This window comes from Streptococcus sp. NLN64 (genome assembly GCF_015831295.1).
Lineage (GTDB): Bacteria > Bacillota > Bacilli > Lactobacillales > Streptococcaceae > Streptococcus.
The window spans coordinates 1-1,800 of sequence record NZ_JADXDQ010000106.1 but is presented as its reverse complement, the minus strand read 5'-3'; the positions used below and the strand labels follow the sequence as shown (position 1 = coordinate 1,800).

Here is a 1,800-nt window from a genome sequence, read left to right as displayed (position 1 = left end):
ATTCCGAAATGGACTCTGAGACAGACTCACTTATCGATTCCGAAATAGACTCAGAAACGGATTCACTTAACGATTCTGAAATAGACTCAGAGACAGACTCACTTATCGATTCCGAAATAGACTCAGACACTGATTCACTTACGGATTCCGACACAGACTCAGAGACAGATTCACTTACGGATTCTGAGACGGACTCAGAAACAGACTCACTTAACGATTCTGAGACTGATTCAGAGACAGACTCGCTTAACGATTCTGAAACGGACTCAGAGATAGACTCGCTTACGGATTCCGAAATGGACTCAGAGACAGATTCGCTTAACGATTCTGAGACGGACTCAGAAACAGACTCACTTAACGATTCTGAGACTGATTCAGAGACGGACTCGATTACGGATTCCGAAATGGACTCGGAGACGGACTCGCTCACTGATTCCGAAATAGACTCGGAGACGGACTCACTTAACGATTCCATAATAGACTCGGAGATAGATTCGCTTACGGATTCCAACACAGATTCAGAGACAGACTCGCTCACTGATTCCGAAATGGACTCAGAAACAGATTCGGACACAGACTCAGAGATAGACTCGCTTAACGATTCTGAGACGGACTCGGAGATAGATTCGCTTATGGATTCGGACACAGATTCAGAGACAGACTCGCTTAACGATTCTGAAATAGACTCGGAAATGGATTCACTTACGGATTCCGAAATGGACTCAGAAACAGATTCGCTTACGGATTCTGAAATGGACTCAGAGACAGACTCGCTTACGGATTCCGAAATAGACTCAGAAACTGACTCGCTCACTGATTCCGAAATAGACTCAGACACTGACTCACTTACGGATTCCATAATAGACTCAGACACTGATTCACTTACGGATTCTGAAATAGACTCGGAGACGGACTCGCTTACGGATTCAGAGATAGACTCAGAAATAGATTCACTTACGGATTCCGAAATGGATTCAGAGACAGACTCGCTTACGGATTCCGACACAGATTCAGAGACAGACTCGCTTACGGATTCCGAAATTGATTCAGAGACAGACTCGCTTACGGATTCCGAGATAGACTCAGAAACAGACTCACTTATCGATTCTGATACTGATTCAGAGACAGACTCGCTTAACGATTCTGAAATAGACTCGGAAATGGATTCACTTACGGATTCCGAAATGGACTCAGAAACAGATTCGCTTACGGATTCTGAAATGGACTCAGAGACAGACTCGCTTACGGATTCCGAAATAGACTCAGAAACTGACTCGCTCACTGATTCCGAAATAGACTCAGACACTGACTCACTTACGGATTCTGAAATAGACTCTGAGACAGATTCGCTTACGGATTCCGAAATAGACTCAGACACTGACTCACTTACGGATTCCATAATAGACTCAGACACTGATTCACTTACGGATTCTGAAATAGACTCGGAGACGGACTCACTTAACGATTCCATAATAGATTCTGAGACGGACTCACTCAAGGAATCCATAATGGACTCTGAGACAGACTCGATTACGGATTCCGAGATAGACTCAGAAACGGATTCACTTAACGATTCTGAGACAGATTCGGAGACAGACTCGCTTAACGATTCTGAAATGGACTCGGAGATAGACTCGCTTAACGATTCTGACACAGACTCGGAAATAGATTCACTTACGGATTCCGAAATGGACTCTGAGACAGACTCACTTATCGATTCCGAAATAGACTCAGAAACGGATTCACTTAACGATTCTGAAATAGACTCAGAGACAGACTCACTTATCGATTCCGAAATAG

The 1,800-nt window shown here is 43.9% G+C and carries 1 protein-coding gene; it reads right to left on the bottom strand.

Annotated elements, in window-relative coordinates; all coding sequences use genetic code 11:
* The coding region (locus I2503_RS09305; protein ID WP_196967775.1) for a DUF445 family protein at positions 1 to 1,800 on the bottom strand (1,800 nt) is incomplete at both ends.